The organism is Verrucosispora sp. FIM060022, from assembly GCF_003977705.1.
GTDB lineage: Bacteria > Actinomycetota > Actinomycetes > Mycobacteriales > Micromonosporaceae > Micromonospora > Micromonospora gifhornensis.
Window position 1 is genome coordinate 1 of sequence record NZ_RQIV01000029.1, and the last position, 1,164, is coordinate 1,164.

Annotated in this window: 2 protein-coding genes; both read right to left on the minus strand. The window is 69.7% G+C overall.

From position 1 onward, the window contains the following. The coding region (gene istB / locus EG812_RS28985; protein ID WP_126713491.1) for an IS21-like element helper ATPase IstB at positions 1–704 on the minus strand (704 nt) is incomplete at its 3' end. Then, positions 704–1,164 (minus strand): Mu transposase domain-containing protein (locus EG812_RS28990; protein WP_502697223.1); only part of this gene is annotated, 461 nt, incomplete at its 5' end. The genes EG812_RS28990 and istB, both read right to left, overlap by 1 nt.

Consider the following 1,164-nt stretch of genomic DNA (forward strand, 5'->3'; position numbering starts at 1 on the left):
TCGGCGTGGTGGACGAGGCGGTCGATCATGGCCGCGGCGACGACGTCGTCGCCGAACACTTCGCCCCACCTGCCGAAGGGTTTGTTGCTGGTGACGATCAGCGAGGCTCGTTCGTAGCGGTTGGAGACCAGCTGGAAGAACAGGTTCGCCGCTTCGGCTTCGAAGGGGATGTAGCCGACCTCGTCAACGATCAGCAGCGGGATCCGGCCAAGCTTGACCAGTTCGTCTTGCAGCCGGCCGGCGTGGTGGGCATCAGCGAGGCGGGACACCCACTGGGCGGCGGTGGCGAACGCGACCCGGTGCCCGGCCTGGCAGGCTCGGATCCCGAGGCCGATGGACAGGTGGGTCTTGCCGGTGCCGGGCGGGCCCAAGAAGACGACGTTCTCCTTCGACGCCACGAAGTCGAGGGTTCCCAGGTGGGCGATGGTCTCCCGCTTCAGAGAGCGTTGGTGCTCGAAGTCGAACTCCTCCAGGCTCTTGCGGGCCGGGAACCTCGCTGCCCGAATGCGTCCCTCACCGCCGTGAGCCTCCCGGGCGGCGACCTCGCGTTGCAGACAGGCGGCGAGGAACTCCTCATGCGTCCACGACTCCGCCCGGGCCCGCTCCGCCAACCTCTCGACGGAGGCAGCGAGGGACGGCGCCTTGAGAGCGCGGGTGAGGAACGCGATCTCCGAGGCGACGTTGCGGCTGGTCTTGGCGGCCATCACGCAGCCACCTCATCCAGGCCGAACAGGCGGTCGTAGTCGCTCAACGGCCGGCGTTCGACCTGGGCGTCGACGGCGGTCGTCGGGGTGCGTTGGGCAGCGACGCGCAGGTCCGCGGCGGCTTGCCGGTGGGCGGGATCGGTGATGCTCTGATGCTTGGCCCAGCACCGGTCATGCCGGGTCACCGACCGGCCGTCGCAGAACACCTGCACCTGGTCGCAGTCGGCGGTGACCTCAACCCGCCGCCCGACCACCGACGGGTGCACCGAGTAGTCGTTGCCGTCCACGCGCACGTAATGATCGCGGGGAAGTCGGGTGGTCTGCCGCCAGCCGACCACCGGCGCAACCGGTGGCAGCGGCAGCATGGCGGCCCGGTCGGCATCCCACCGGTCCAGCGGGCGGCAGCCCAGCACACGGTGCTGGCGGTTGTTCGCCCGCACCAACCACTCGGTGAGCTGGG